The organism is Helicobacter cetorum, from assembly GCF_900198405.1.
GTDB lineage: Bacteria > Campylobacterota > Campylobacteria > Campylobacterales > Helicobacteraceae > Helicobacter > Helicobacter cetorum_C.
Map to the genome: position 1 here is coordinate 1 of NZ_FZMR01000049.1, position 1,120 is coordinate 1,120.

Genomic DNA, 1,120 nt, shown 5'->3' on the forward strand with positions numbered 1-1,120 from the left:
GCCATAGAGAGCGTTAAATTTTTCTTGATAATTTTTCATTAAAGAGCCGTCGGCTGATTGCAATGAAGCATCGCCACTAGCTGGTGTATAATGCGTAGTTACATTATTATCTTTTATTGCAGAATACAAAGCATTCATAGCGTCATCATATTGCTTAGTTAGACTATTATCCCCAATCGTATACCCTTGCAATGCACTGCCTCTTGCATTTTGTATTGTAGTGGTTTCTCCATTTTTACTTTGAGTGCCAAATAAGGCTTTAGCCGCATCTGTAATAGCCGTTTGAGCGTTTTGATAATTCGCATAAACCGAATCATTGGCAGCTTTCATGCTATTTTCTCCACCACTCACTGCGATAGTTCCGCTAGTTGAACTTTGAGCCTCTTCATAAGTCATGCTACTTGTTCCATAAAGAGCGTTCATAGCATTTTCGTATTTAGTATCTAGGCTATTTTGATTGGGCGTGATAGCACCTGTAGAGCTATCTTTAGTAAAAGCTCCGTTAGTATCCACGCTATCGCCATTCATTTGCGAAAAAAGCTTGTTGGTTGCGTCAGTAACTGCCTTTTCTTTCTCTGTGTATTGATTTTTAATGCTATTATTGGTTGGGGTAATGGTATTGCTAGAATCAGTGCAAGTTCCATTATCACAAGTATATCCTGTGCCATAGAGATTATTTAGAGCATCCTTAAGCGCGTTAGTCTTTGTTTCATAATCTTTAGCGCTCCCTCCTAGTATCTTATCGCTTGACCCACCCACTCCATAAAGGATATTAGAATAGTCATTAACTTTTTGAGTCGCTTGATTGAGATTGCTTAAGGCTTGCTGATAGTTATAAAGTGCACTCCCACTAACTGGATTTTTCAAACTGCCCCCATTGCCATAAAAATCATTATATTTTGTTTCTAATGTTTTCATATTGTCGCTAAGCGTATTTTGCAAATCTTCAACACTTTGTGTTTTTGTGGGGGGTGGGGAGAGGGTGTTTTGATTGTCGCTTGGAATTTCTGTCTCGCTTTCTAACAGCTCAACATTAGCGTTTGAAACGCTTAAAAGAGTAGCGCTACCTACTATTGAAATTAATCCTAATCTTAATAATCTTTTCATAAAAACTCCTATT

At 37.9% G+C, this 1,120-nt stretch carries 1 pseudogene; it reads right to left on the reverse strand.

From position 1 onward, the window contains the following. Positions 1–1,107, reverse strand: a pseudogene (locus C6H25_RS08515) (hypothetical protein); the annotation flags it as partial. Positions 1,108–1,120: the final 13 nt, after the last annotated feature.